The 26,715-nt window shown below is 74.7% G+C and carries 23 protein-coding genes; 8 read left to right on the forward strand and 15 right to left on the reverse strand.

The window, feature by feature from the left end; all coding sequences use genetic code 11:
* Positions 1-6: 6 nt before the first annotated feature.
* From ACFVFR_RS08325 to ACFVFR_RS08360, 8 genes are all read right to left on the reverse strand, one after another.
* Positions 7-1,128, reverse strand: a complete 1,122-nt coding sequence (locus tag ACFVFR_RS08325) for an NADH:flavin oxidoreductase/NADH oxidase (RefSeq protein WP_383698895.1) — start codon at positions 1,126-1,128, stop codon at positions 7-9.
* A gap of 172 nt (positions 1,129-1,300) precedes the next feature.
* Positions 1,301-2,368: a lysophospholipid acyltransferase family protein gene (locus tag ACFVFR_RS08330; RefSeq protein WP_383698896.1), complete on the reverse strand. Its 1,068-nt coding sequence runs from the start codon at positions 2,366-2,368 to the stop codon at positions 1,301-1,303.
* Positions 2,365-3,942, reverse strand: coding sequence for a lactate racemase domain-containing protein (locus ACFVFR_RS08335; protein WP_383698897.1), 1,578 nt, complete (start codon positions 3,940-3,942; stop codon positions 2,365-2,367). Before ACFVFR_RS08335 ends, ACFVFR_RS08330 begins: the two co-directional genes overlap by 4 nt.
* Complete coding sequence (locus tag ACFVFR_RS08340; protein WP_383698898.1) at positions 3,939-6,254, reverse strand: HAD-IB family hydrolase; 2,316 nt, start codon at positions 6,252-6,254, stop codon at positions 3,939-3,941. The genes ACFVFR_RS08335 and ACFVFR_RS08340 overlap by 4 nt, the downstream gene beginning before the upstream one ends.
* Before the next feature lie 178 nt (positions 6,255-6,432).
* Entirely contained in the window at positions 6,433-7,869 is a 1,437-nt protein-coding gene (gene larC / locus ACFVFR_RS08345) for a nickel pincer cofactor biosynthesis protein LarC (RefSeq protein ID WP_383698899.1), read from the reverse strand.
* A gap of 186 nt (positions 7,870-8,055) precedes the next feature.
* A complete protein-coding gene (larB, locus tag ACFVFR_RS08350; RefSeq protein WP_383698900.1) occupies positions 8,056-8,745 on the reverse strand; it encodes a nickel pincer cofactor biosynthesis protein LarB in 690 nt (229 codons plus the stop codon).
* A complete protein-coding gene (locus ACFVFR_RS08355; protein WP_383698901.1) occupies positions 8,738-9,745 on the reverse strand; it encodes a TIGR00268 family protein in 1,008 nt (335 codons plus the stop codon). The genes larB and ACFVFR_RS08355 overlap by 8 nt, the downstream gene beginning before the upstream one ends.
* Before the next feature lie 174 nt (positions 9,746-9,919).
* Positions 9,920-10,177 (reverse strand): acyl carrier protein, encoded by a 258-nt coding sequence (locus ACFVFR_RS08360; RefSeq protein WP_383698902.1) that lies wholly within the window; start codon positions 10,175-10,177, stop codon positions 9,920-9,922.
* Positions 10,178-10,511: 334 nt separating this feature from the next.
* On the opposite strand from ACFVFR_RS08360, the gene ACFVFR_RS08365 reads away from it, so the two are divergent.
* Entirely contained in the window at positions 10,512-10,877 is a 366-nt protein-coding gene (locus ACFVFR_RS08365; protein WP_383698903.1) for an ArsR/SmtB family transcription factor, read from the forward strand.
* Between the two features lie 80 nt (positions 10,878-10,957).
* Here the strand turns inward: ACFVFR_RS08365 and ACFVFR_RS08370 are convergent, their stop codons facing one another.
* Positions 10,958-12,343, reverse strand: a complete 1,386-nt coding sequence (locus ACFVFR_RS08370; protein ID WP_383698904.1) for an FAD-dependent oxidoreductase — start codon at positions 12,341-12,343, stop codon at positions 10,958-10,960.
* A 193-nt stretch (positions 12,344-12,536) separates the two neighbouring features.
* Positions 12,537-13,211 (reverse strand): TetR/AcrR family transcriptional regulator, encoded by a 675-nt coding sequence (locus ACFVFR_RS08375; RefSeq protein ID WP_383698905.1) that lies wholly within the window; start codon positions 13,209-13,211, stop codon positions 12,537-12,539.
* Between the two features lie 391 nt (positions 13,212-13,602).
* On the opposite strand from ACFVFR_RS08375, the gene ACFVFR_RS08380 reads away from it, so the two are divergent.
* Positions 13,603-13,860, forward strand: coding sequence for a hypothetical protein (locus tag ACFVFR_RS08380; protein WP_383698906.1), 258 nt, complete (start codon positions 13,603-13,605; stop codon positions 13,858-13,860).
* Between the two features lie 108 nt (positions 13,861-13,968).
* On the opposite strand, the gene ACFVFR_RS08385 is transcribed toward ACFVFR_RS08380, so the two are convergent.
* From ACFVFR_RS08385 to ACFVFR_RS08405, 5 genes are all read right to left on the reverse strand, one after another.
* Positions 13,969-14,664, reverse strand: coding sequence for an HAD family hydrolase (locus ACFVFR_RS08385; RefSeq protein WP_383698907.1), 696 nt, complete (start codon positions 14,662-14,664; stop codon positions 13,969-13,971).
* A gap of 298 nt (positions 14,665-14,962) precedes the next feature.
* On the reverse strand, positions 14,963-15,757 hold the full coding sequence (locus ACFVFR_RS08390) for an SAM-dependent methyltransferase (RefSeq protein WP_383698908.1): 795 nt from the start codon (positions 15,755-15,757) through the stop codon (positions 14,963-14,965).
* A gap of 197 nt (positions 15,758-15,954) precedes the next feature.
* Entirely contained in the window at positions 15,955-17,028 is a 1,074-nt protein-coding gene (locus ACFVFR_RS08395; RefSeq protein ID WP_383698909.1) for a protein kinase family protein, read from the reverse strand.
* Positions 17,029-17,404: 376 nt separating this feature from the next.
* Positions 17,405-18,058: a response regulator gene (locus ACFVFR_RS08400; protein WP_383698934.1), complete on the reverse strand. Its 654-nt coding sequence runs from the start codon at positions 18,056-18,058 to the stop codon at positions 17,405-17,407.
* 240 nt (positions 18,059-18,298) lie between these two features.
* Positions 18,299-20,071: a sensor histidine kinase gene (locus ACFVFR_RS08405; RefSeq protein ID WP_383698910.1), complete on the reverse strand. Its 1,773-nt coding sequence runs from the start codon at positions 20,069-20,071 to the stop codon at positions 18,299-18,301.
* 692 nt (positions 20,072-20,763) lie between these two features.
* Here ACFVFR_RS08405 and ACFVFR_RS08410 point away from each other — a divergent pair.
* The 6 genes from ACFVFR_RS08410 (at position 20,764) to ACFVFR_RS08435 (ending at position 26,667) form a co-directional block, all read left to right on the forward strand.
* Positions 20,764-22,254 (forward strand): MFS transporter, encoded by a 1,491-nt coding sequence (locus tag ACFVFR_RS08410; protein WP_383698911.1) that lies wholly within the window; start codon positions 20,764-20,766, stop codon positions 22,252-22,254.
* Positions 22,251-23,444 (forward strand): ferritin-like domain-containing protein, encoded by a 1,194-nt coding sequence (locus tag ACFVFR_RS08415; protein WP_383698912.1) that lies wholly within the window; start codon positions 22,251-22,253, stop codon positions 23,442-23,444. The genes ACFVFR_RS08410 and ACFVFR_RS08415 overlap by 4 nt, the downstream gene beginning before the upstream one ends.
* A gap of 138 nt (positions 23,445-23,582) precedes the next feature.
* Positions 23,583-24,152, forward strand: coding sequence for a PaaI family thioesterase (locus ACFVFR_RS08420; RefSeq protein ID WP_383698913.1), 570 nt, complete (start codon positions 23,583-23,585; stop codon positions 24,150-24,152).
* Positions 24,153-24,158: 6 nt separating this feature from the next.
* Positions 24,159-24,407, forward strand: a complete 249-nt coding sequence (locus ACFVFR_RS08425; protein ID WP_383698914.1) for an acyl carrier protein — start codon at positions 24,159-24,161, stop codon at positions 24,405-24,407.
* Positions 24,404-26,143 carry a fatty acyl-AMP ligase gene (locus ACFVFR_RS08430; RefSeq protein ID WP_383698915.1) on the forward strand — a complete coding sequence of 580 codons (1,740 nt, stop codon included), beginning with the start codon at positions 24,404-24,406 and terminating at the stop codon, positions 26,141-26,143. The genes ACFVFR_RS08425 and ACFVFR_RS08430 overlap by 4 nt, the downstream gene beginning before the upstream one ends.
* Positions 26,140-26,667: a DUF6125 family protein gene (locus ACFVFR_RS08435; protein WP_383698916.1), complete on the forward strand. Its 528-nt coding sequence runs from the start codon at positions 26,140-26,142 to the stop codon at positions 26,665-26,667. Before ACFVFR_RS08430 ends, ACFVFR_RS08435 begins: the two co-directional genes overlap by 4 nt.
* Positions 26,668-26,715 lie beyond the last annotated feature (48 nt).

A 26,715-nucleotide genomic window follows, 5' to 3' on the forward strand; every position in this document is an offset into this window, starting at 1 on the left:
GGCCGATCAGGCGGCCCAGCGGTAGGGGTCGGGGTATGTCGGGGTGAGGTCGAGCGCGCGCGCCGCGCGGTGCGCCCAGTACGGGTCGCGCAGCAGCTCCCGGCCCAGCAGCACCGCGTCCGCCTCGCCGGCCCGGAGGATCTCCTCGGCCTGCTCCGGCTCGGTGATCTTGCCGACGGCCGCGACCGGCAGATCGGTCTCCGCCTTCACCCGAGCAGCGAAGGGCACCTGGTAGCCGGGGCCGGTCGGGATGCGCACCCCGGCGGCGTTGCCGCCGGTGGAGACGTCGAGCAGGTCCACGCCGTGCGCGTGCAGGTCGCGCGCGAGACGCACCGTGTCGTCCGCCGTCCAGCCGGCCGCCGCGCCCTCGGCCGAGGCGCCCTCGGCCCGCGCGCTCTCCTGGAGCCAGTCGGTCGCCGAGACGCGGAAGAGGACCGGCAGCTCCTGGGGCCACACCGCGCGCACCGCGTCCACGACCCGCAGGGCGAAGCGGGTGCGGTTCTCGTACGAGCCGCCGTACGCGTCGGTGCGGTGGTTGCTGTGCGGGGAGAGGAACTCGCCGATCAGGTACCCGTGCGCGCCGTGGATCTCGACGACCTCGAAGCCGGCGGCCAGCGCGCGCCGAGCCGCGTCCGCGAACTGGCCGACGATCTCGTCTATCTGCTCCACCGTCAGCTCGTCGGGCACCGGGTGCTCGGCGTCGAAGGCGACCGGGCTGGGGCCCACCGGCCGCCAGCCGTGCTGGGCGGGGTCGGTGATCGGCTTGCCGCCCTTCCAGGGGCGGTCGGTGCTGGCTTTTCGTCCAGCGTGTGCGATCTGGATGCCCGGGACCGTGCCGAACCCCTTGAGGGCGGTGGTGATCCGTCGTAGCGCCGTGACCTGGGTGTCGTTCCAGAGCCCGAGGTCGGCGGGGCTGATCCGGCCCTCGGGGGAGACGGCGGTGGCCTCGACCAGGATCAGTCCTGCGCCGCCCACGGCCCGTGCGACGTAGTGCGCGAAGTGCCAGTCGTTGGCCACCCCGGCGTTCGGCCCGAAGACCTCGGCGGAGTACTGGCACATGGGAGCCATCCAGACCCGGTTGGGGATGGTCAGCGACCGCAGGGTGTAGGGCTCGAACAGCGCGCTCACGGCTACTCCACTTCGGAGGGGTGTCGGGGTGCGGGGTTGTACGACACTCATCGTAGTACGCCATTCATCAAATTACGACTCCCCTCGTACAAGCGCCGTGGGCCGCGCCTCCCGCGCTCCGCTGACACCGCCCCGCTCCCCGGGCACCGCCGAGCACTCCGCCCGACCCAACTCAGCCTGCCGTACGCCCTGTTCGTCCCCGCGCACCTCCCCACACCCGGGGGCGTCCGGGTCGCCGTGTGCCCCGCGTCGACTCCCACACCCGGCGCCAGTGCGCCGCGCGCCGGGCCCCGTCGGCGGGGGGCGGCGCCGCGGGGGTGGGCGGCGCGCCGGCCGCGTCCGCCGCGCCGCGCAACGCGCCGTACCACCCCAGGTCGGACTCCGCCCACAGCGCGTTGACCTCGCGCATCATGCGGTCGCGGAACGCCGGCGCCTTCTCGCCTTGGCCCGCCACGATCGGGCGGCCGAAGCGGACACTGACCGGCGGACCGTCGCGGCGGGGCACCCGGTCGCCGGGCGGCAACGCCGCGAAGGTGCCCCGCACCACCACCGGGACGGCCGGCACCCCCGTGTCCAGGCACAGCCGCGCCGCGCCCAGCCGGAACCACCCCGTCCAGCCGTCGCGCGAGCGCGACCCCTCGGGGAAGAGCAGCACGCTCCAACCGTCGCCGATCAGCCGGGTCGCCAACCCGGCCCCGTGACCGCGCCGCCCGGCCCGCCGATCGCCGCGCCGGTCCACCGGGAAGGCGTTGAACAGCAGCGCCGTGCCCGCCCCGGTCAGCCGCGAGGCGAAGAAGTGGTCGGCCGCCGCGCCCACCGTGGTGCGGGCCGCCAGCGGCCCCGGCAGCGCCCCGAGGATCAGCGGCGTGTCGAGATGGCTGGCGTGGTTGGCCACGAACACCACCGGCCCGCGCAACCCCACCAGGTGCTCACGGCCCGTCACCACGGGCCGCACGCGCGCCCACAGCAGCGGCCGGAACAGGCCGGTGCGCAGCACGTCGCGGGCCAGCGCGGCCGGGGCCGAGCGGGCCCAGGCGGTGGGAAACGGCGCCTGCCGGTCCCCACCCGGCGCGTACTGCTCGGGCGGCAGAGCGCGCGGTGGTCGGGCCCGCCCCCGCCAGTCGCGGCCCCGACGCAGCAGGGCCAGGTCCCGGCGCAGCCCGCCGGCGCGGGCCGGGTCCGCGCCGCCGAGTCGCTGGGCCGCCCGGCGGTGCGGGGTCGGCTCCCGGCCGCCCGTCACGAGACGGCCGCCAACGTCAGGGGCGGGGCGTGCAGATAGGTGATCTCCGGACTGGAACCCACCGTGTGCGAGGCCATCTGGAGAGCGTCGTCCAGCGTGCTGGCCGCGCGGAACCCGAGACGGGCGGCGACGGTGGGATCGGCGCCGACGAAGATGACGTCACCCAGGTGCTCCATCGCATGCGCGCACCAGTACCACATGTAGAACGGGTGCACCCCGTGGTAGGCGTAGCTCCTGCGGTAGAGGTGGACGTACCAGGGGTCGGTGGCGAACTGCTCCTCGAACTTGCTCTCCACCACCGCCGGATCGGTGGACTGGGACAGGACGTCCTCGTAGAAGTCCAGGTAGCTGGGATGGTGCACGGTGTGGAACGCGTTGGGCAGCGGGTGGTAGAAGATGCCCACCCCGCCCCGTCGCACGATGGGCTTGTTCAGGTACATGTTGAACAGGTAGCCGAGCCCCATCGAAGCGACCAGGATCGGGTTCATCACCGAGTTGACGTTGTACGGGCACAGGTACGGCACGCCGAACACGCCGATGTCGGCCTGTCCCGCCACCGGTGTGACCTGCTGGCGGTGCACGTGTCGCAGCGTGATCGGGTGCACCGCGCTCGGCGCGCCCGCGGCCACGCTGGTCACCCCCCAGGGTGCGGCCACCCGGTGGAAGGCCCGCCGGCGCAGCGCCGGCGGCAGGAGTCGGGAACCGCGCCGGGCGCCGACGAACGCCGCCTGGTCCGCCGCGTTCCACTCCCACTCGCGCTTGCTGAGGAAGCCCAACGACCGGGGGAAGGCGTCGTTGTTCAGCGCCGTCTCGATGGTGAACACCTTCACCTGACCGCCGATCAGGTCCTGCATGCGGTCATAGGAGCGGTGCATGGCCGAGTGCGTGGGGTCGTTGAAGGAACGCGAGTGCTGGAGGGTGTCCACGTTGTGGTGGTGGCGCAGGCTGCGGTAGCTGGCCAGGCCCACCGAGACGGACTTGGCGCCGCCGTTCATCGCCACCAGCGTGATGTTCACGTACACCACCAGGTCGCTCTCGGCCGCGCGGCGGTTGATCTCCACGTCCTCGCCGTGCCCGGTCTGACCGAGGTGGACCAGGTTCTCCCGGTCCTCCGCGTCGTGGTTGCGCAGGTGGTGGGGGAAGAACGAGCGGAAGACCCGGTCACCCACCACGTGGCGCAGTTCGGCCGGCGTCATGCGGCGGTGCAGGGCGTTGGCCGCCACCAGTTCGACATCGTCCACCCGGTGCGCGGCGGCGAGTTCCAGCACGTGCTCGATGATCCGCTGGCGGACGTCGGGGCTGCGCATGGGCGGCAGCGGCAGCGACAGGTCGTCGAAGACGATGGTCAGCCGCATCCCGGGGCGCAGCAGCGCGGACAGCGGTTCGCTGCCGTGCGGCTCGCGCAACGCCCGCTCGATCGCCGCGTCCAGGTCACGGATGCCGGGCAGCGACGTGGGCGGGTAGACCACGCGGGTGCCGTGCGGCAACTGCTCGAGACGGAATCCCTCCCCCTCGCACACCAGCAACGGCGGTGTGCGCTCGTCGACTTCGAGGACCAGTCCGGGTCTGCTCACGCGTAGCTCCTTGTCGCTGTGCTGGCCTCGCCGGCCCGCACCGTCTCGGCCAGCACCTCCCACCGGTTGCCCACGTGCGCCCCCCAGCGCACGACGGGCCAGTGCCGCCGCGCGGCGTACCGGTACAGCCGCAGGTCGGGGTTGACCGCGCATGGTCGGCCGACCGCCGCCAGGAAGGGCCGGTCGGAGTAGCTGTCGGCGTACGCGTACGAGTTCCGCAGCGACAGCCCCTGCTCGCGCGCGTACTCCCGCAGCCACACCGCGCGCGCCTCGCCGACCACCGGCGGTTCGACCAGGCGGCCGGAGAGCACCCCGCCCCGGCTCTCCATCCGGCAGGCGACGATGTCGTCGAAGAGCGGGCGCAGCGGCTCGACCAGTACGTCGAGGCTGCCGGTGACCAGGACGGTGCGGTGCCCCGCGGCGCGGTGCTCGCGCACCCGGCGTACCGCCTCCGGCGCCACCCGCCGCAGCAGTGCGTCCGCCAGCGCCTCGGGCACCAGGGCCCGCAGCGCGGCGGCGTCGGCGCCCTGGTAGCGGCGCAGGAAGGCACGGACGAACGCCGCCCGGTCGGTGCGCTCCGCGCGCAGGTAGCGGGGCACCGTACGGGCGAGGTCGAGCAGCTCCGCCAGGTGCCCGGGGAGGGACCCGGAGGCCAGGCGGGCCCACAGGTAGGACTCGACCATGTCGGCGGCCACCACGGTGCCGTCGAGGTCGAACACGGCCGCCGCGTCCGTCGCCGCCGGCAGCGCGCGCCCGGCCCCGTGCCCACGCCCGGCCGAGGCCCCCCGCAGGCTCATGGCGTCGCGCAGCCGCCGGGTGACCGCCGGGCAGTGCACCTCCTCCAGGTAGTCGCGCCAGTCGAGCCCGCGCGGGTCGAAGCCGCGACCGGCCGCGAGCTCGGGTGGCTGGGCCCGGTGCAGGGCCATCAGCTCCCGGTCGTCGTAGCGGCCCTGGGCGCCGGTGTACGGCTGGTAGACCTCGAAGTAGTGACGCTGGCGCGCGAGTTCGCCCCGGTGGTGGCGCAGCCGGCGCTCCCGCTCCTGGGTCCGCGCACCGCCGGGCAGCCACTCCAGGGCGCTGCCGGCCGTCGTCGCCGCCCGGTCGGCCAGGTCGAGGGCCGTCCGCACCCGCGCGGCGCTCTGGAACCGCCACCGCGCGTGCCGCAGATGGCCGCGCCCCCGCGGATCGGGCAGCGGGTGGCGGTCGAAGTAGGCGCGCAGGTGGTCGTGGAGCGCGCCGTAGGTCAGCGGGTTGCCGGCGCCGGAACCGACGTGGAAGTAGTGCGGCGCGTCCGGTGGCGCCGGCGCCGCGGCGGCGGCCAGGATCGCGTTGACCACCAGGTCCACCGGGATGAGGTCCAGCACGGCGTCGGGGTCGCCGGGCAGGTCCCACATGGCGCCCGTGCCGTAGTCGATGATCAGCGGGTCGAGCATCTTGTGGCCGTCGATCCAGCCCGGGTAGGGATGGCGCAGCGCGCTCTCGACGATCGCCGGCCGCAGGACGGTCAGGGGCCGCCCGGCCCAGCTCTCCTCGGTGGCCCGCTCGGCCAGCGCCTTGGTGAAGGTGTAGACGTCCGTCCACCCCAGGGAGTTGGCACGGGCGCGACCGTAGGCCACCAGCCGTTCGGCCACCCAGGCGCGCCTGGCCTCCTCGGTGTGTCCGGCCACCACCTGGTTGCCGCCCGGCGCGTGTGCCCGGCGCGCCTCGCGCGACAGCCGACGCAGCACCTCCGGGCGCCGGGAGTCCCGCTCGGTCTCGGCACGCGCGCTCTCGCCGCTGGCCAGCTCCTGGCGCCAGTCCACGGTGTGCCGCAGCGGCTCCTCGCGCACCCGGCCGTGACCGGGCGCCGAGACGTAGGCGGTGGAGACGTACACCAGGTGGGGCGGGGTGGCCTGGTGGGCCAGCTCCTGGCACAGCCGCACCGCCCCGGCGACGTTGGCGCCGAACGCCTGGTCGACGGGCGGGTCGAAGGTGACCGCCGACGCGCAGTGGATGACCGTGTCGAGATCCCCGGGCAGCCCGCGCACGCTCTCCAGGTCCCCCTCGACGACCCGTACCCGCCGGGCCGCCTCGGCCAGTTCCTCGTCGCCGCCTGGTCTCTCGTGCCACCGGCGGAAGACGTCCTTGCGCAACAGCCGCACCAGCCGGTCCCGCCCGCCGCACCCGCCCCGGCCGCGCAGCAGCAGGCTGACGCGGGTGTCGGGATGGTCGGCGAGCAGCCGTTCCAGCACGGCCTGCCCGATGAATCCGGTGGCCCCGGTGAGCAAGACGTGCGCCCCCTCCAGGCTGGTGACGGCGTAGCTACGCGGCATGGCTTCCTCCGGGTCAGGGGTCGGCGGTCGAATCCGGTGACGGGCGGTGGGCGGTGGGAGCGGGGCGGTGGCGCGTACCGGGGCGGGGAGCGGGCCCGCCCCGGTACGCCCGCGCACGCCGCCCCGCCACGCGAGGGGCGGGCCCGGCCGGGTCACGGCCGGGGCGGGCGGCGGGCGATCAGGTGTGTCCCGGCGGCTGGCGCGGCACGGCGCGGGCGGGCGGCTCGCGCAGATAGCCGCTGATGGCCGCCGCGCACACCTGCCGGACCGGCCAGCCCAGGGCCCGCGCGGCGCGCTCGGCCTCGGCCAGCTCCGGCTGCACCGTCACCTCCCCGCCCGGCACGTCGGCGATCTTGACGGGGACGTACTGCTCACGCCCGGGCGGCCCCACGGCCACGGTGGTCACCCGGCGCGGCAACGTCGTACGCCGCTGGGTGGACCAGCGCACGCCCAGCGTCGTGGTGTGCCGCAGCAGGACGTCGGTGACGGCGGGCCGCACCTCGGCCGCGCACAGCGCCGTCACCAGCCGACCCGGCCGGCCGCGACGGCCGACGGTGCCGACGGTCCAGCAGTCCCACGCGCCGGCCGCGCGCAGCGCCTCCAGCACCGAGGGCCACAGCCGTGGGTCCAGGTCGTCCACGGTGCTCTCGACCACCACGACCTCGCCCGACACCGCCGCCGAGGGCACCGCGAGCGCCTCGCCCACCACGACGCGGGTGATGTTGGGGCCCTCGGGAGTGTCCCGGTGGCCCCCGCCGACTCCCACGGCCCGTACCGTCATCGCGACCATGGGGCCGGGCCTGGCCACCGCGCCGACCAGCGCGGCCCCGGTCGGGGTGGTGCGCTCACCGGTCAACTCGCCGGCGGCCAGCGCCAGTCCGTGGCGCGCGGCGATGCCCAGGACGGCGGGTACCGGCACCGGCATCCGCCCGTGGGCACCGGTGACGTGCCCGCTGCCAGCCGCCAACGCGGAACAGGTGACCTCGGCGTTGGGGGCCAGCAGCCCCAGATCGGCCAGGGCCGCCGCGCAGCCCACCACGTCCGCCAGCGCGTCGTGCGCGCCGACCTCGTGGAAGTGCACCCGCTCCGGGGTCGTGCCGTGCGCCTGGGCCTCGGCCTCGGCCAGCAGCTCGAAGACCCGCCGCGCGCAGCGGGCCACCTCGGGCGCGAGCGGTGCCTCGGCCAGCAGCGCGAGAACCTCCGGCAGGTGCCGGGAGCGATCGGGCACCGAGGGTCGGTCCACGTGGGCCCGCAGACAGGCGAAGCCGCCCCGCCGCGCGGGCCGGGTGCGCACCGTGAGGCCGGGCACGCCGAGGGCGGCCACCGCGTCGGCGACCACGCGGGGGTCGGCCCCCGCGTCCACCAGCGCGGCCAGCAGCATGTCGCCCGCCACGCCGGCCGTGCAGTCCAGGTGCGCCGCGCCACCGGTCCGGGTATCGGGCGGCGCCTGGGGTTCGGCCGTGTCACAGGGTTCCGGCGCGGCGGGGGGCGCGGTGCCCCGGCGCCGCTCGTGCGGCGGCCGCTTCCCGGACCGCGCGGGGGGCTGCTCCGGAGTGGGGGCCGGTCGCGGCTGGGGCGCGGCGGAGGCCGGGCCCGCCTCGGGGGATTCGCTCATCGGGTGCGTCTTCCTGTCGTGTCGCGGCCCGCCGTGCGCGCGAGCCGGTGGTGCCTGGTACGCCGCGTCCCTCTCGTACCGGCCGATCCGCGCGTCCGGCCGGGCCCCGTGGGGGCGGAGGGGCGCGCCGGGCGGCCCGGGGGCCGGCACGCCGCGGGCGTCGGTCGGCGGTCCCCGGGCGCGGGCTCAGCCACCGTGCACCGCGTTGATGATCTTCGCGGCGTGTACGGCGGCCCCGAAGCCGTTGTCGATGTTGACGACCGTCAGGCCGGGCGCGCAGGCCGCGAGCATCGAACCCAGCGCGGCGACGCCGCCGGCCGCCACGCCGTAGCCCACGCTCGTGGGGACCCCGACCACCGGCGCGCGCAGCAGGCCGGTCACCACGCTGGGCAGGGCGCCGTCCATGCCGGCCACGACGACCACACAGTCCGACGCGCGCAGCGTCGGCAACTGCGCGAACAACCGACCGATGCCCGCGACGCCCACGTCGTCCACGAGAGCGGCGCCCACACCCAACGCCGCCAACGTGGCCAGGCACTCGCGTGCCACGGGCAGGTCGCCGGTCCCGGCCGTCAGGACCCGCACGGCGCCGCGCGCGGCGGGCAGCGGGCCCACGGTGACCGTGCGCCCCACCGTGTCCACACGGACCGGGTCCGCGCCGAACGCGCTGGGCGCGGCGGCGAGCACCTCCGCCGGGCACCGCGTGGCCAGCGCGGGCACGGCCGGATCACCCGCCCGCAGCTCGGCCAGCAGCCGCAGCGTCTGGGCCGCCGTCTTGGCCTGCGCGAACACCACCTCGGGCACGCCGGTACGGTCGCGCCGATCGAGGTCGAGCCGGGCGAAGTCGGCCACCCGCAGCGTCTCGGTCTCACGCACGACAGGCCCCTTCCGTCCCGCGCACGGCCCCGTCGTGTCGCACGACGCCCGCGGCGCCCGCACCGGCTGGTCGCGCCGGATCACTCGCGGGGCCCGTCGACGGGGCGCCGGCCGGGGCGCCGGCCGGGGCGTCGGTGGGCCCGCCGCTCACCGCTCCCACGCGGTAGGGCGCCACCGCCCCCGGGCCCCGGCGCGTCGCCCCGGCCACCCGACGCGACAGGGCGGCGGCCCGCTCCGGCTGCCGCGTGACCCAGTCGTAGGCGGGCGGTCCCAGCTCCACACGGAAGTCCGTCGCGAACAGCCGGACCCGCACGTCGGTGAGCGGGACGCGGCCCCTGGCCAGCTCCGCGCGGACCAGCTCCTCGGCCCGCTCGACCAGCCCCAGCCGCTCACGGGTGACCGGCACCCCGACAGCCACCCGCGACGCTAGACACGGTGTGCCCGGCTTCTCCGCGACCGACAGCCCCCACGCGGCGGCCACGGCGCGCACCTCCGGCTTGCCCAGGCCGGCCTCGGCCAGCGGCTCGGCGACACCGAGCTCGGCCGCCGCGCGCAGCCCCGGACGGTGCGGTGCCCGCCGGTCGTCGCGGTGGGTGCCGGTCGCGACCCCGTGGAAGCCGTACGCGGCGGCCACGTCGGCCACCCGGGCCAGCACCGTGCGCTTGCAGAAATAGCAGCGGTTCCCGGAATTCTCGCGATATCCGGCCACCGTCCATTCGTCGGTGGGCACCACGACCAGCGGGGCGCCGATCTCCGCGGCCGTGCGCCGCGCGTCGCGCAGCTCGTTCCTGGCCAGCGCGGGGGAGTCCGCGATGACGGCGAGCGTACGCGCGCTTCCCCAGGCCCGTACGGCACCGGCGAGCACCACCGCGGAATCCACGCCGCCGGAAAAGGCGACGGCCAACGGGTCGCTTTCGGCCAGGACCGAAAGCACGGCGGACGGCCCGGGAGCCGATGTGATCTGTTGGCCGCTCTGATCGAGCGTCGCGCTCTTGCGCACCAGGAATCCGCGCCTTTCTTGGAGGTGGTCGGCGAAGCGGGCGGCGGTGGCCCGTGCCGCGCGCGGGCCCGCCCCCGTCGGGCGGCGGCCCACCGCGCGTGGCGCGCCAGGCGCCGCCCGGCCCGGGGACCGTCCCGGCGATGACGGGCCCAACGGGCGTGTGGAAAGAGGTGGTTAGGCGCGCAACCCGGCCTCGGTGAGGTCGTGCCCGGTCTCGATCCACTCCGCGATCTGTCGCAGGGTCAGATCGCGGGTCACGTCCTCGTCGCTCACCCGCAACCCAGTGCGCTCCGCGAGCACCAGGGAGAATTCGAGCAGTGCGAGCGAGTCCAGCTCCAGCTCGTCCAGCGTGGATTCCGGACGCAGTACGGACCGATCCACCTCGAACTGTTCGGCCAGAATCTCCGTAATGACGCCTAGGGCATCGCTCATCGGTGTGCACTCCTCGCCTGGGTGGTGCTGCGCGGTTTCACGGCGCTTTGCGCGCGGCCTCAAGTGTCCCGATAGGGGCGGGATATGAACAAACTGGCCGGCGATGTTTCACTCATTTGCAGTCGCGCCCCGGGAGTGCGAAACGGAAAAGAATATCGAGCGACTTTCGGGCCCCGACCCCCGCGAGCGAACGGAGTGGGCGAGGGGTGCCGGAAGGAGGCGAGGGCCCTGCACGGCCCCGTATCCATGTTGTACGATTTCCGTCGTAGTACGGTGTGCGTCAAAATACGACGCGCTCGTGCCGTGCCTGTTCGCAGCAGCGTGAGGAGTAGCCGTGCCCACTCAGCAGGCCACCGCCCCGTCGTCAGGCCGGGCCCTGGAGCATCCGAGCGCGACGGACATCCGCCTCGAAGGCGTACTCCACGCCCTGTCCGACCCCGTACGGCTGCGCATCGTCTGCCGACTGGCCACCGACGGCGGCGAGATGGCCTGTTCCGTCTTCGACCTGCCGGTGAGCAAGTCCACCGGTACGCACCACTTCCGCGTGTTGCGCCAGAGCGGTGTCATCCAGCAGATGTACCGGGGCACCGCCAAGATGAGCCTGCTACGCCGGGCGGAGCTGGAGTCGCTCTTCCCCGGGCTGCTGGACAGCGTGCTGACCGCGGCCCACGACCAGGAGCGGCGCATCGGCCCGGCCTGACCACCGACGGCGCGGGCGCGCGCCACCCGCGCGCGCCGCCCGAGCCGTCGGATGTCACCGAAGCGCCCGGTGCCCTGCGGTCACGACCCCGCGCGGGCCGCGCTCAACAGCCCGTCCCAGTCGGGGATCTTCACGTTCGTACGGCCCAACTCCCGGCCCAGCGCCGCCTCGGCCGCCTCGATCCGCAGCCACCCACGCCACTCCACCGGCTCCTGGCCGAGCCCGCGCAGCGCGGCCAACGGGTCGGCGACCACCGGGCGGGCGACGAGCTCTGGCGCGTCGGCCAGCAGCGCGTTCACGGTCTCCTTCGCGCACGGCCGGTTGGTGCCGATCACACCGCTGGGCCCGCGCTTGATCCAGCCCGCCACGTACTCGCCCGGCGCCGGCGCGCCCTGGCGTAGCACGCGACCCGCCTGGTGGGGGACCGTGCCCAGGTCCGGGTCGAAGGGCAGCCCGGGCAGCGGCACCCCGCGGTAGCCGACCGAGCGCAGCACCAGCCGCGCGTCGATGTCCTCGTACACCCCCGTGCCCACCACCCCGCCGCGTCCGTCGGGGGCGGTGCGCTCGAAGCGCACCGCGCGCACCCCGACGCCGCCGGCCTCCGGCTCCGCGTCCGCGCCCGCCCCGTCCGGGTGGGCCAGCAGTGCCACGGGGCGGAGGAAGAACCGCAGGTGGATACGGCGCGGCCGGTCCTCGGGCGGTCGCGTCGCCCAGCCGCGCAGCACCTCCACGTTGCGGCGGTGCACCGCGGGCAGGCCCGAGGGGTCGACGAAGTCGGGGTCGCGGGCCAGTTCCTCGGGCCGCACCCGCACCGTGGCGCCGGGCAGCGCGCCGAGTTCGCGCAGTTCCTTGGTGGTGAACCTGGCCTGCGAGGGGCCGCGCCGGCCCACCATGACGATGTCGCGCACGCGGCTGCGGCCGAGTGCGCCAAGGGCGGCGGCGGGCACGTCGGTGCCGCGCAGTTCGGCCGCGTCCCGGGCGAGCACCCGGGCGACGTCCACCGCCACGTTGCCCACCCCGACCACCACGGCCGAGGGGGTGGCGAGCGCGAAGTCGTCCGCCGCGGCGTCGGGGTGCGCGCTGTACCAGGAGACGAACTCGGTGGCCGAGCGGCTGCCCGGCAGCTCCTCGCCCGGCACCCCCAGCCGACGGTCGGCGGCGGCACCCACGCAGTACACCACCGCGTGGTAGAGCTCGCGCAACCGGGCGGGGCTCACGCCGGGCTCACCCACCCGCACATGGCCGAGGAAGGTGACCCGGGGGTCCTCCAGGACGGTGCGCAGGTTGCCCTGGAGCGACTTGATCTTCTCGTGGTCGGGGGCGACCCCGTACCGGACCAGCCCGAAGGGGGCGGGCAGCCGGTCGAGGACATGCACCACGACATCGGGGACGAGGCGTTGTTGGAGGAGGGCCTGGGCGGTGTACACCCCGCTGGGGCCCGAGCCGACGACGGCGACGCGGAGCACGGCGGAACTCCTTCCCGCTGGGACTCCAGCATGGCACCGGAGCACACGCGGCGGGAGATGCCGGAGGCAACCCGCGAGATGTGCTGGATGCACCGACCCAGGGCCCGCCGCGACCACCGCCACCGGCGCCCGGCGCGGGCGCGGCACACCCCGGGCGGCCCGGCGCCCGCGCGGTCCGGCCGCGCTCCGACGTCTAGCGCGCGGCGCCGTCCAGGGGCGGCGTACCCCCCTCGCTCGGCACGCTCTCACCCGGCACGCCGCCCTCGCGCGGGGGCGGGTCGCCCTGCTCCCAGTCGAGGCCGTAGCGGTGGAAGAGCTCCGCGCGCAGCCGCGCGGCCGGCATCGGCGCCCCGGGCAGCAGAACGGCGACCACGGCACCCATCAGGAGCGCGCGCAGCAACCGGTAGTCCGTGTCGGGGTCGTCACAGCCGTACGCGACGACCGTCTCCCGCAGCAGCTCCGCGAGCCGCTGCTGCTCGGCGCACTGGATGAAGCCCTCGGCCTGCAGGATGCCCGCCATGTGGGTGCGCATGAGGCGGGGCCGGTCCCTGGCCAGACCGAGGATCGCGTCGATGGCCCGCGCGAGCAGCTCACGCCCCGCGTCGTCGCCGGTGGGTAGGGGGTCGCGGTCGAGGGCCGCCGCCAACTCCGTGTGCATCAGGCGGTGGACGGCGGACTGGAGGAGCTGACGCTTGCCAGGGAAGTAGTACGAGACCAGGCCACGGGCGGCGCCCGCGCGATCGGCGATGCTCGCGAGCGTGGTGGCCTCGTACCCGTACTCGTCGACAAGGTCGACGGTTGCCTGCAGCAGACGCTGTTGAGAGCGTCGGCGCAACTCCTCATTGACCGATGCGCTGCGCGGGGACATGCTGTAACTCCTGCGTTGACTGGCTCGAAGCCAATATACTCAGTGGGTCTCCGGTTGTCCGCCCCCTCTGAACAGGGCGAACGCCGGTTTGACCGCCGATTTCGGGCGACGCGGGGGATCGTCCGAAATCGGCGGTCGCTACGGTGGCGCGACGGACGGCGACCCTGGCCACGGGGGTGCGGGGCCGCCGGCCGGCCCGGACGGAGGGTCCGTGGCCCCGTGCGGGAGTGGCGAGGCCGCCCGCACCTCCAGCCTCGTGGGCCAGCGCCCCGTGAACCAGCTCACAACCCTTCCCACGCTGCCGTCACACGGGCCTCTCGCGCCTCACGCGCCCCCGGTTTACCCGTGGGTAGGCGTTCTCGGTGAGTGGGTCGCGGGAAGGCTTGAGCACGTGAACGCATACGAATGGGATCGCACGACGATGGCCATGATCGCTTGCGCGCTCGCCAACGACAGCGACGGCGCGGGCGCCCTGCTGAAACCCCTGGACGCCCACGACCTGCGGCATGTCGTCGTCCGTCTCGCCGCGATGGCCGCCGAGGCGCTGGTCACCGAGGCCGATGACGCCGGCTCCGGGCGGGAGGAGGTTCTCGCCCGCTGGCAGGCCAGCATCCTCGCCCACGAGTCACGCCGCGACACGACGGGCTGACCACCCCGCGCCCCGCTCGCCCTCGCCCCTCCTGTGGGGGCGAGGGCGCGGGGCGTTCGGGTGGGCGGGCCCGCGCGGGCCGGCCACGCGGGTGGGCCCGGGCTGGTACTAGTCGATGAGGTCGAGCACCGGCCGCAGCCCGTCCGGGCGTTGGTCCACCGGCAGGTGGTCCACGAAGTGCACCCGACAGCCGATCGCCGCCGCGCCACCGTCCGCGTGCCGGTCGTCCCCCACCATCACCGTCTCGGGCGCGCTCACCCCCAGGGTGGCGCAGGCCAGCTGGAAGAGGGCGGGGTCCGGCTTCTGGATGCCGTGCTCGAAGGAGAGCAGGTAGGCGTCCACGCACCGGTCGAGGCCGTGCCGGCGGAAGACCGGGCGCGGGTCCCAGCCGATGTTGCTCACCACCGCGACGCGAACCCCGCGCTCCCGCAGCCCCGTCAGCACCTCGGCGGCGTCCGGATAGGGCTCCCAGGCGGCGGGCTCCCTGTGTCGCTCGTACAACGCCTCGTGCAGTCCCGCGTGGTCCACGCCGACCTGCCGGGACTGCGCCAGGTACGCCGACCGGTGGCGGTCGGGGCTGAGGTCGCGCACCTGCCAGCCCGCCGCCAGGTGCGCGGGCACCTCGCGCGGTGCCGCGCCGCCCGGCTGGGCGCCCACGGCCCGCAACTCCCGCAGGAGGCGCGCGAACTCCGGTGGGGCCGGGTCGGCGCCCACCGCCCGCAGCCCGGCGCGCAACCAGCGCTCGGCCGGCTCGACGCGAAAGAGGGTCCCCGAGAAGTCGAAGAGTGTGCCCTTGGTCGTCATGGCCGCATGATGCCCGCCCCCGGCCCGCGCGGGGCCCCACCCACCAACACGGCCGGATTCCGCCCACCGCACCCCGCCCGCCCCGGCGACCCGAGGGACTGGGCCGCGCCGAGCGCCTCACGGGCGGCTTCCGGTCACGCCGAGCGGCTGCCGACGCGTGGGCGGGCCGGCCCGCGCGCGAGCAGCCGGTCGAGCGTGCCCCCCTGCGGACGCGCGCGTGAACAGCTGCCCGCGCCCCGTGACGAGCGTGCGGGCACCCGGCCGGGGCGACGGCGGCCCTTCTCGGGAGCCGGTACGGCTAGGGCTTGCGCCCCACGCCGGCGTACATGTTCACGGTCGTGGCCTCGGCGACCTCGGTGCCCGGCTCGGGGCGCCAGTGGTGCATGGGCACGACGCCGGGCTCCAGCAGCTCCAACCCCGTGAACAACTCCTCGACCTCCGTGCGCGGGCGCAGGTACATGGGGATGCCCCGGCGGGTGTACGTGGCGGCCAGCGCGGTGGACTCGGGGGCCAGGTCCGCGGTGGCGAGGGTCAGGGCGAGATAGCTGCCGGAGGGCAGCGGCTCCATCAGCCGCTGTATGAGCCCGCTGGCGTCCTCCACGAACTGGAGCACCGCGATGATCGTGAGCGCCACCGGTCGGCCCAGGTCCAGCGTCTCGTGCAGGTCGGGGGCGGCCAGGATGTTGTCGGGCTCGCGCATGTCGGCCTCGATGTAGGCCGTGCGGCCCTCGGGCGTGCCGGTCAGCAGCGCGCGGGCGTGGGCCAGCACGATCGGGTCGTTGTCCACGTACACCACGCGCGCGTCGGGGGTCACGGTCTGCACGACCTGGTGCAGGTTGGGCGAGGTGGGAATGCCCGTCCCGATGTCCAGGAACTGGTCGATCCCCGCCTCGGTGGCCAGCCAGCTGGCCATCCGGTGCATCACCGCGCGGTTGATGTGCATGCTGGTCCGCAGGCCGGGCCAGGCGTCGAGCGCCGCGGCGGCCGCCGCCCGGTCGGCCTCGTAGTTGTCCTTGCCGCCCAGGATGAAGTCGTACACCCGCGCCGAATGCGCCCTGGAGAGGTCGATGCGCTCGGCGTTGTTGCCCGTCATGTCCGTCTGCCTTCCGCTGTCTTACGTGATCTGTGGCGGATGCCCGCTCCCGGGCATCCGAGCCCTGCCGCTTCGTCGGCGCGCGCGTGAGCGCGGCGTCCACGGATACCGCCAGCAGGGTCCCGCATCCGGTGGTCGCGTGGGTACGTCCCGGAGGCTCCCACTCACCGACCCCTCGCGGTGCGGTGCGGGCGACTTCACGGCGGCGCCAACCGTCGCAGGCGCGCGGCCGGAAACGGCGTGCGCTTGCTGACCGTCAGCAGGTCGCGGTGGAAGTCGTGCAGCGCCACCGTGGCGCGGGCGTGACGGTCGATCAGGGCGGCGACCTCAGCGCCCCCGGCCGCCGGTGCCCGGGAGCGGCCCGCCGGCCAGGCCCGGAGGAACTCCACGGGCCCCGGCTCGCCCGGCAGGTCGGCGAGGACGTGGTGACGCAGCAGCTGGCCCACCGCGTGGTGCTGGTCGTACGCGAGGTGCTCGGTCAGGAACCCGGTCTCCGCCGGGGTGAGCGCGAACCGGGAGCTGAGGGCGAGACCGAGGTCGGCGAAGTACAGGTGCTGACCGTCGGTCAGCACGTTGGCCAGGTGCGCGTCGAAGTGGACCATCCCCCGTGAGCGCAGGAACGCCGTGCCGCGCCTCAGGGCTCGCTCGGCCCACGGGAAGGGCGAGTCCGCGCCGCCGGCTGTGCCGGGCTGGGAGTGGGCGCGCAGCCAGTCGGCCAGCGTGTGCGGCACGTACTCCAGGAAGAGCACCAGGCTGGCGGGGGAGCGGCTGATGGCCTCCAACCTGGCGCGCACGCGCGGCGAGTTCTCCCAGTGCGCGACCGCGCCGTCGATGCCGCCGAACTCGTCGACGAACCCTTCGGGCGGAGTGTCCGGGAGGACCCGCCAGTGGTACGTCAGCGGAAAGCCCTCGTACGCGTTGGTGAGTACCCACTCGGTGGTCATGGCGTGCGCGGCGAGTTCGCGCCAGGCGCCGAAGCCGGCCGACCCCAGCGGGTACTGGTACCAGGTCGGCAGGGCGAAGAGATTGGCCGTCGACCGGGCGTGCTCCGGGCGCAGTTCGAGTGCGGTGAGCGGCACCCGCTTGACGAAGACGGGCGTTCCCGCGACCTCCACGACCGCGGCCCTGCCACCGATACCGACGCCCAGCGGTGTGCCGGCGGCCACCAACTCGCGCAGCCGCCGGTCGTCGAGCCCGTCGAGCCAGGCGGCCACCGTCGCCCGCACCGCCCGGCGCGCGGCGAGCCGCTCGGCGGCGTGGAGGCTGCGCATACCTGACTCCTCGACGGGCTCAACTCTTCCTTGCGGACTGGCCCCCATGATCCATGCCCGGCCGCCCGGCGCGCACCCGCCCCCGCCCTTCGCGCCCCCCGTCAGAGGTGAGGGATTCCGACCGCTCGGCCAGTCAGTGCCGAACGCGCCGCGAGCGGGCGTGAGTTGGGCCTTGTGGCAGCGCTGGACGGGTCGGTGTCCGCGCGGCTCCCGGACGCCCCCGGCGGCTCGGCCGTCCGCCAGCCGGCACGAGCCCCCGGCGCCGGGAGAGTTGACGGTGCGGGCGATGGCGAGCGAGCCGGGCTGGCCGGGGGCGCGGTCGTGGGGCCAGCGCGGCCACCGCCCGCGCGCGAAGTCGACCGGCTCGGGCGGGGGCTCAGACGCCCAGGCCCGCGTCGCGGGCCAGCAGCGCGGCCTGTACCCGGTTCTCGCAGTCGAGCTTGGCCAGGATGCGGCTCACGTACGTCTTGACCGTGGCCTCGCTCATGTGGAGCCGCTGGCCGGCGTCCGCGTTGGACAGGCCCTCGCCGAGCAGCGCCAGCACCTCCCGCTCCCGAGGGGAGAGGGCCGCCAGCCGGTCGCGGGCCTGCTCGGCGCGGAGCGCGCTCTGGCCCGAGGCCAGCGAGTCCACGACGTGGCGGGTGGCGGAGGGCGAGAGGTAGGCGTCGCCGGCCGCCGCGGCGCGTACCGCGCCGATGAGTTCGGCCGGCGCCGAGTCCTTGAGCAGGAACCCCGCGCTGCCCTCGGTCAGCGCGCGCAGCACGTTCCGCTGCTCGCCGAACGTGGTCAGGATCAGCACATTGGTCTCCGGGACGCTCCGCCGTAGTTCGGCCAGGGCCGTCAGGCCGTCCATGACGGGCATCTGGAGGTCGAGCAGGACGACGTCCACCCGGCCGGCGCGGGCCCGTTCGACGGCCTCGCGACCGTTGGCCGCCTCGGCCACGACGTCGATGTCCTCCGCCGAGGCCAGGATCATCCTGATGCCCGCGCGTATGAGCGGCTCGTCATCGGTGACGAGGACCTTGATCACGACACTCCCGGCTGTCTCGAAACGATCATCCATGCGGCTACGGGACATCATCCCCGATCGCGCCCCCCGCCCGGCCCACACGGCCAGCACCGCCCTGCCCACCCGCCCCGCGGGCTGGCCCGCCGGACGCCCCGCGCCCGCCGTCCAGCCCCGCCCCGGCCACAGGACCAGCACCGCGCCGGCCCGCTCGCCGCGCGGGCTGGCCCGCCCGGCCAGCTAGGTCACCCCGCCCCGCCAGGCTCAGGCATCGACGTCGAAGGACTTCTTCTCGATCAGCTTGCCGCCCCGGAAACAGAACCGGAACACCGGCTCCGTGTCCCAACCACCCAGGTCCGACGACATCAGCGTCAGACACGTGGCACCCGCCGGCTCGGGCGGCGCCCCCTTGGTCAGGTCGCCGGCCAGGAACGAGTTCCCGTCCGGCAACCGGTCGCGCACCTCCGCCTCGGACTGACCCACCCGCACCGCCTCGTACTCGGAGGGGTCGATCATGGAGTTCTCGGCCTCCTTCATCAGGTACGCCACTCCCAGGCCGCCGGCGACCAGCAGGATCAGCCCGAGTCCGCCGCCCACCGCGCACCCGATCGCCACGCCGTTGCGTCGCCGCTTCCCCCGCATCGCCCTCACCAGTTCCCTCGGCAGCCCGTGGGTGTCCATGACCGGACCGCCGCCGCGCACACCATGGGGAAACCGCTGTCGAACGTCGTCGGCCCGGGCGCCGAACGTCGCCGTCGCACCCCGGGCCGGCGCCGGCGGGGCGCCGCCCTCGGGCGCGGCGTACGGCAGGACCGCCGCCAACCGGAAGCCGCCCGCCAGGGTCGGGCTCGCGTGCACCATGCCGCCGACGAGCCGGGTGCGCTCGCTGAGACCGGTCAGCCCCTGACCGCCGCTGATCGCGCCGTCGCCGGCCCCCGGGGGCGGCGGCTCGTTGGCGACCTCCAGGATCAGCGAGTCCGGCTCGTAGCGCAGCGACAGGGTGATCGCGGCGCCCGGCGCGTGCTTGTGCGCGTTGGTCAGCCCCTCCTGCGCCACCCGGTACGCCGCGTGGTCGACGGCCGGGGCCAGCGGGCGCGGCTGGCCGGTGCTCCGCAGTTCGACGCTGGTGCCCGCGCCCCGCGAGGTGGCCACCAGGGCCTCGATGCCGGCCACCCCACGCCGGGAGGGCTCGCTCTCGCCCGTCGGCCCGGGGGCCGTCGTGCCATCGCGCAGCAGGCCGACCACCTCCCGCAGCTCGTGCATCGCCGTCACCGACGCCTCGCGCAGGACGCCCACGGCCGCCCGCTGGTGCTCCGTCAGCTCCCGGTCCACCTCCAGCGCGCCGCTGTGCACCGCCATGAGCACGAGCTGGTGGCCCAGGCTGTCGTGCATGTCCTGGGCGATGCGCTGGCGTTCGCGCATCCGCGCCTGCTCCACGGTCATCTCGCGCTCGCGCAGCACCTGGGCGTCGTACTCCCGGAAGATGTCCGCCAGGGTGCGGCGCTGCGCGGAGTAGCGGCCGACCAGGCCGGGCACCACGACGAACACCAGCAGCACCACGGCCGCCAGCCCCCAGGCCGTCGGCGAGTAGGGCACTTCCGCGACGAGGGTCAGCGCGAGGCTGATGAGGTAGGCGGCGGTGAAGGTGGCGACGGCCCGGCCCACCCCGAGGACGCGCCGGCCCGCCGACCACGCCAGCACCGGCACCAGCGGCGCCAGGCCGGGAAACTCGTTCGAGCCGACCAGGGAGACCACCAGCAGCATGGTCGCGGGCAGCACCCGGCGCAGCGGCGCGATCAGCGCGGCGGCCAGCGCGACCGCCACCACCCGCGGCGCACCGCCCGACGAGGCCACCTCGGCCAGCGCGGCCAGCAGCCCGGCGATCACGCTCAGCAGGACTTCGCCCACGACGCGGCGCGGGGACCACATGTCCCGCGCGAACAGCCTCCTGACGGGTCCCGTCAGCCACGCCGCCGCCCGGCCCCACCCCGTCGCCCACTCCGGGCGACTCTTCACCACACCTTGCACACCAGTCACGCGGTCACGTTAGACACACCCGTCCGTCCCCCACACCCGCCGTTCGGCGCGCCGCCCCGCGACGAAAGTCGTACCCGGAGGCACGAGCCCCGCGCGGCAACCGCCCGCGCGTGCCACGGGGCCCGCTCGGGCACCGGCCCGCCCCCGCCGGACGCGGCGGCTCCGCCAGCGGTCCCGGCCCGTGCGGCGGGCACCGTCCCGAGACGTCGGCGCGTGCCCGGGCGAGGCCGTACCGCCCGGGCGGGACCCGGGCCCGGGCGGCGGGAATCCGAGCCGGGGCGGCGGGAATCCGAGCCGGGGTGGGGGCTGGCCTGGGGCGACGCCCTGAGCCCGACGAAAGGGGCGCGCCCCCCGACGGCCGCCGACCCGGCCGGCGGTGCGACTCCGACTGCCGGTGCGCGGCCGAGCGGCGAGGCGGGTCCGGGCGGCGGCCCCGCGCGGCGGCGTCAGGTCGGGCGGCGGCGGGGGCTCGCCCGCCCGTCGATCCGGGGCCGGTCATGGCGGGTGGCGTAGGCGGCCACTACTACCCAGGTAGCAGTGGCCGCTCCCACGAAGGGCGCTGCCGCGCGGCGGGAGGGACCGACCCCGCCACGGCGGGTTGCGGCACCGAAGCGCCTCGCGTGGGCTGGGGGACCACACCACGGGAGGCGTCCGCCCCCGTCGCCACCCCGCGCCACCGGGAGCCGCTCACCGTGTCGACCCAGTTCGAGCCGGACCAGCCGACGCCACCCACGGCGCGGCCGTCCCCGACAGCGGCGGCCCCCTCGGGGCGGCTCGGTCTGTCGTTGGCCGTGCTCTCCGTGGCCGCCTTCGTCGCCGGGCTCGACCTGTTCATCGTGAACGTGGCCTTCGACGCCATCAGCCGCGACTTCGACGGCGCCGCGCTCGCGGACCTCTCCTGGGTGCTCAACGGGTACGCGATCGTCTTCGCCGCGCTCCTGGTCCCGTTCGGTCGGCTCTCCGACCGGCTCGGCCGCAAGCGCGTGTTCGTCCACGGCCTCGCCCTGTTCACCGCCGCGTCGGCCGCCTGCGCACTGGCCGGCGGGCTGTGGACGCTCGTGGCCTTCCGGGTGCTCCAGGCGGTGGGCGCCGCCGCCCTGACGCCGGCCAGCCTCGGTCTGCTGCTGTCGGTCTTCCCGCCCGAGCGGCGGCAGGGCGCGGTCCGTATCTGGTCGGCCAGCGCGGCGCTGGCCGCGGCGGCCGGCCCCGTCTTCGGCGGGCTGCTGGTCAGTGCCTCCTGGCGGTGGGTCTTCCTGATCAACATCCCGATCGGCGTACTGGCCCTGGTGGTGGCCGTGCGGACGCTGCCGGAGTCCCGCGAGGCCACCGCGCGCAGACTGCCCGACCTGGTCGGGACGGCCCTGCTGACGGCCTCGATCGGGCTGCTGGCCCTCGGCCTGGTCCAGGTCAACGACTGGTCGGCCGGCCTCACCTCCGCGCTGCTGGCGCTCGCCGGCGTGGGCGTCGTGGCGTTCTGGCTGCGCTCGCTGCGCCACCCGGCCCCCGTCATCGAACCCGCCCTGCTCCGCGTCCGCGCCTTCGCCTGGGCCAACATCACGGCCCTGACCTTCACCGCGGCGTTCGCGGCCAACCTGCTGACCAGCATCCTGTGGATGCAGCAGGTGTGGGGCTACTCCGCCCTGCGCACGGGCCTGGGCATCGCGCCCGGCCCGCTGATGGTCCCGCTCGCCGCGGCCGTCGCCGGCAAGCTCGCCACCCGTTACGCGCCCGGCGTGCTGACCGCCGCGGGGTGCGTGCTGTGCGCCGTCGGCGCGGCGGCCCTGGCCCTGGGCGTGGGGCGAGAGCCGCACTACGCCACCGAGCTGCTCCCCGGCTGGCTGATCGGCGGCGCCGGCGTGGGCCTCGCGCTGCCCACCGTCCTGGCCTCGGCCACCTCCGGCCTGCCCGAGTCCCGGTTCTCCACGGGCAGCGCCGTGGTCAACATGAGCCGGCAGATCGGCAGCGTGCTGGGGATCAGCCTGCTGGTCGCGATCCTCGGCACCCCCCTGACCTACGACGCGATGCACCGGGCCTTCGTCCACGCCTGGGTCGTCATCGGAGCGCTCCTGTTGCTCGGCGCTGTGACCGCCCTGGGCATGACGCCCCGGCCCGCCGCCGGGCGAGGTCCCGGCGGGCCCGTCGAAGAGCGCGCAGCACATCCACTCGGAAGGGAAACCCCATGAGCAAGACACGCATCGTCTTCGTCGACTGCCTGCCGGGCACCACGCTCGCCGAGCAGCTCTCCCTGGCCCGCTTCGGCGAGGTCGCCCTCGACCGCTCCCAGCCCGACACCTTCGAGCGCTACCTGCACGAACTGGAGCCGGGCAGCGAACTGGCCGTCGCCTACGTCGGCGGCGACGGCGGCTCGATACCGCAGGCCGTACGGAAGCTGCGCGGCAAGCCGGAGTTCACCAAGACCCGGGTGTTCGTCGTCGGTGACGCGGCGGGCGGGCCCGTGCCCGGCTGGGCCGAGGCCCTGGACGTCGAGGACATCGTGGCCCCCTCGGCGCTGGAGGGGTTCGGGTTCACCGACACGGTCGAGATCGGGCTGCGGGCGTACAACTCGCTCGTCCTGGACCCGCTGTACACCGACTTCTACCTCGACATGACCTGGAACAAGATCTTCGACTGGTTCGAGACCACCCGCTGGGACTGGCGCGAGCTGGACCTGGACCGGCTCAACCCGGAGCTGATGAACCCGGAGGAGGTCGACTTCCTCACCGAGGCCGCCATCATCGAGTTCGGCACCCTGCCCGGGGCGCACAACTTCCTCCGCGAGTGGCAGGGCGAGACCAGCTTCTCTTCCTGGGCGCTGAGCTGGGGGGCCGAGGAGGCCAGGCACTCGCTGGTCCAGGCGCGCTGCCTGGACAAGCTGGGCATCAAGGTGCGCTCCAAGCACGCGCTGTACAAGCGCGAGCCGTACCCGATCGGCGACACCCGCACCGGCACGCTCATGATGAACATCATCTCCGAGGCCCGCGCCGCCGAGCTCTACCGGTGCCTGGCGGCCGAGACCAAGGAGCCCGTGGTCCGCAACATCTGGAAGCTGCTCGGCCGCGACGAGTCACGGCACGCGCGGGCCTTCTTCGTCTTCGCGCAGGAGCTGTGTGACAGCAACCGCGAGAGCCAGATCGCCGCGCTGAAGATGGCCTACGTCTGGCTGGCCGACCGCAGCGAGGGGCTCAAGCACCCGGCCGGCCACTTCTACCCGCACTCCACCTCGGCCAAGGGCATCCGTCGTATCGAGTCCGTCAAGCAGGACGCCACGGACGCCGCCGACGGCAAGGTGCTCCAGATGCTGCGCCGCCTGGTCGGGGACGACTCGATCGAGTCCTCGCGCGACATCAAGCGCAAGCTCCGCTCGCTCGTCTGACCCACCACCACACCGTCCCGGCCCACCGGCCACCCGTCCGGCGGCCCGGCCGTCCACCGCGTTCCGGGTCGGCCCCGGCCCCTGTCGGCCGGGGCCGACCACGGCACCACGCCCACCCCGCACGAGGAGTTGAGAGGCTTGCCGGAGTCAGCATCCTTCGACCCGCGGACCGACAACCCGTCCAACTGCTTCGGCTGCGCCCAGCACAACCCCATCGGTCTGCGGCTGGCCTTCGAGCCCGACGGCGGCGGCTTCGCCACCCGCTTCACGCTCGGCGCCGACTACGAGTCCTTCCCCGGCGTCATCCACGGCGGCATCGTCGCCACCATCCTGGACGAGACCCTGGCCCAGGCCGTCTACCGGGCCGGCTGGATCTCCGCGTTCACCACCGGCCTGCGCATCCGCTACGGCAAGCCCATGGAGACCGGCGTCGAGTACACCGCCCGCGCCGAGATCACCCGGCGCGACGAGCACGCCGTACGGGCCAGCGGTGAACTGCTGCACGGCCGCGACCTGGTCGCGGCGGCCGACGGCACCTTCCGGCTGCTGACCGAGCAGGTCCTGACCGAGCGACGCGATCACCTGCCCAGCAGGCTCGTCACCGCACTGCGCGCCGCCAACCAACCCGCCACCCCGCCCGGCGAGGGCCCCGTCACCGGCCCACCCGCCAACCCACCTGTCAACCAAACCGCCCACCAGGGGGAATGAACCACCATGGACGTCAACCAGCAGGTTCTTGAGATCATCGCCCAGGAGATCGAGGCCCCGGTCGCCGGCCTCTCGGGCGACCAGCACTTCCGCGCCCTGCCCAACGTCGACTCGATGCGGGTGCTCCAGATCATCCTCAAGACCGAGAAGGCGTTCGACATCGAGATCGAGGACGATGTCACCTTCCGCATCCAGACCATCGGCGAGTTCCAGAAGCTGGTGGCGGAGCTGTACCAGCAGCGAGCCGCCGCGTGAGCCTGGTCCGCGCGCTCGCCACGGTGGCGGGCGACACGACCGGCCACGGCATCCGCCTCTTCCGGGGCGAGGAGGAGGTCGAGCGCGTCCCGTTCGACCTGCTGTACGAGCAGGCCGGCGCCCTGGCCCAGGGCCTGCGGGAGCACGGCGTCCAGCGGGGCGACCGGGTGGCGATCGCCCTGCCCACCTCCGTCGACTTCGCCCGCGCCTTCTTCGGGGTGCTGGCCGCCGGCGCGGTGGCGGTACCGCTGCCGCCGCCGGTGCGCTTCGCCTCGCTCGACATCCACCTGGGCCGCATCTCCCTGGCCATGCGCCAGTCGAAGGTGCGGGTCGTGGTCTCCGACGCCGCGCTGGGCAAGCTGCTCGCCCCGACGCTCGGCGGCGTCGGGGGAGAGTTCGAGGTGCTGGACGTGGCCCAACTCGCCGCCGCCGAGCCGTACTACGCCGACGTACCCGCCCAGGCACCCGCCCTGATCCAGTACACCTCCGGGACCAGCGCGCACCCCAAGGGCGTGGTGCTCAGCCACGCCAACCTGCTCGCCAACGTCGGGGCCATCGGCACGGCGCTGGGCGTCACCCCGGCCGAGGTCTCCTGCAGCTGGCTGCCGCTCTTCCACGACATGGGGCTGATCGGGATGTTCCTGACGCCCGTCCTGAACGGCGCCGAGACCCTGCTGCTGCCACCCGAGGACTTCCTGCGCGACCCCGGCCGGTGGCTGCGCCTGATCAGCCGCCACCGGGCGACCGCCAGCACGGCCCCGCACTCGGGCTACCTGTACGCCCTGCGCAAGATCCCCGCCGCCGAGGTGGGCGCACTCGACCTGTCCTCCTGGCGCGTCGCCCTCAACGGCGCCGAGCCCATCGACCCGGACACGCTGCGCCGGTTCAGCGCCCACTTCGCCCCGGCCGGCTTCCGCCCCACCGCCTTCCTGCCGGTCTACGGCCTGGCCGAAGGCAGCCTCGCGGTCACCTTCCCGCCCCTGGGACGCCCGGTACGCAGCCTGTGGGTACGCCGGGGGCCGCTCGCCGACGGCGTGGTCGAAGCCGTCCCGCCGCCGGCCCACCCGTCGCCCTCGGGACCGACCGTCGAGCCGGGCGGCGGCGGTGACGGCTCGGTCCGGGAGCTGGTCTCGGTCGGCACCCCGGTCACCGACACCGACGTGCGACTGGTGGACGCCGAGGGCAGCGAGCTCACCGGCGACGACCGGGTGGGCGAGCTGCACATCCGTGGGGCGGCCGTCACCCGTGGCTACGAGGCCGGCGAGGAGGCCGGCCGCGACACCGTGCACCCGGGCGGCTGGGTCTCCACCGGCGACCTGGGGCTGCGACGCGACGGCGAGTACTTCATCGTGGGCCGCACCAAGGAGGTGATCATCGTCTTCGGACAGAACTACTACGCCAGCGACATCGAGTTGGTCGCCGGCCGGGTGCCCGGGGTGGCCAACCACGCCGTCCTGGCCACCTCCCTCACCTCGGCCGACGGCGAGGGGCTTGCACTGGTCGCGGAGACCAAGGAGGCTGATCCGGCGGTACGGGCCGAACTCGTCGGCCACCTGCGACACGCCGTCTCCGACGCGGTCGGCATCTCGCCCCGGAAGGTCATCCTGGTCCGTCGGGGCACCCTGCCCCGGACCTCCAGCGGGAAGCTGCGTCGCCACGGCACGCGAGCCCTGGTGGACGCCGAGGAAGGGGCCACCACGGGAGACGGCCCACACACCCGGAGGGACACGCCATGACCGACGCTCCGAAGACGCCGGAGAGCCTGACGTCCGAGCAGCGCGAGGAACTGCTGCGCCGCTCCTGGATGGCCACCGACGGGCTCTGGTTCTACCAGACCGCGACCCAGCGCGGCATCGACGGGGCCAACGAGGCGAACATCGAGGTGGTCCGCGAGTTCGGACGGCAGGAGATGGTGCGGCTGATGCGCGGCCTGGGCGTCGAGAAGGTCGAGACCGTCGAGCAGTACCGCCGCCTGTTCCAGACGGCGGTGGACCTCTACCTGGGCTCGCTGTTCGCGGCCCGGGAGACCTTCGAGGACGGCGTCCAGCACCTGGCGGTGTCCACCTGCTTCGCCCACAAGGGTGTCCAGCGCGCCGGGATCGACAAGATCTACCACTGTGGTCCGGGGGAGCGCCTGACAGGCTGGCTCCAGGCCATGGGCCTGCCCGCCGAGATCGACCCCGGGGTGGGGCTGTGCCAGATGGCGCACACGGGCGCGTGCTCCTACCGGCTGAAGCTCTCCCTGCCACACGAGTCCTGACCCACCCCGGATGGCTCCGCCGACACGCCGCCCGCCGACCGCGAGGGC

Source organism: Streptomyces sp. NPDC057702 (assembly GCF_042799315.1).
Lineage (GTDB): Bacteria > Actinomycetota > Actinomycetes > Streptomycetales > Streptomycetaceae > Streptomyces.

Excerpts from the sequence above, each read along its gene's own strand:
- ACFVFR_RS08340 (WP_383698898.1), bottom strand. The coding sequence starts at position 6,254 with ATGCCGCGTAGCTACGCCGTCACCAGCCTGGAGGGGGCGCACGTCTTG.
- larC (WP_383698899.1), bottom strand. The coding sequence starts at position 7,869 with ATGAGCGAATCCCCCGAGGCGGGCCCGGCCTCCGCCGCGCCCCAGCCG.
- ACFVFR_RS08360 (WP_383698902.1), bottom strand. The coding sequence starts at position 10,177 with ATGAGCGATGCCCTAGGCGTCATTACGGAGATTCTGGCCGAACAGTTC.
- ACFVFR_RS08375 (WP_383698905.1), bottom strand. The coding sequence starts at position 13,211 with ATGTCCCCGCGCAGCGCATCGGTCAATGAGGAGTTGCGCCGACGCTCT.
- ACFVFR_RS08385 (WP_383698907.1), bottom strand. The coding sequence starts at position 14,664 with ATGACGACCAAGGGCACACTCTTCGACTTCTCGGGGACCCTCTTTCGC.
- ACFVFR_RS08390 (WP_383698908.1), bottom strand. The coding sequence starts at position 15,757 with ATGACGGGCAACAACGCCGAGCGCATCGACCTCTCCAGGGCGCATTCG.
- ACFVFR_RS08395 (WP_383698909.1), bottom strand. The coding sequence starts at position 17,028 with ATGCGCAGCCTCCACGCCGCCGAGCGGCTCGCCGCGCGCCGGGCGGTG.
- ACFVFR_RS08415 (WP_383698912.1), top strand. The coding sequence starts at position 22,251 with ATGAGCAAGACACGCATCGTCTTCGTCGACTGCCTGCCGGGCACCACG.
- ACFVFR_RS08425 (WP_383698914.1), top strand. The coding sequence starts at position 24,159 with ATGGACGTCAACCAGCAGGTTCTTGAGATCATCGCCCAGGAGATCGAG.
- ACFVFR_RS08435 (WP_383698916.1), top strand. The coding sequence starts at position 26,140 with ATGACCGACGCTCCGAAGACGCCGGAGAGCCTGACGTCCGAGCAGCGC.